We start from the raw sequence: 257 nt of genomic DNA, 5'->3' as shown, positions 1-257 counted from the left end.
GGCGTTCGCGCCGGCGCGGCTGTCTCCGAAGTTATTCGTGTACAACGCAACCCGCATTGCGGGCTTGCATAAACTACTGTTTTTTTATACAGTGTCTGCATTCGTGGGCAGCGCTTGAATGCGGGCGCGCCTCCAACAGACGCTGCTCATCATAGCAAAGGACGATTCATGGAAGATAGCAAGAAGGGCTCCGGGATGACCGCCGAGAAGAGCAAGGCGCTGGCGGCCGCGCTCGCGCAGATCGAGAAGCAGTTCGG

Origin of the sequence: Burkholderia sp. A2 (assembly GCF_001729305.1) — a bacterium.
Classification (GTDB): Bacteria; Pseudomonadota; Gammaproteobacteria; order Burkholderiales; family Burkholderiaceae; genus Burkholderia; species Burkholderia sola.
Note: the sequence above shows the minus strand (reverse complement) of the source record.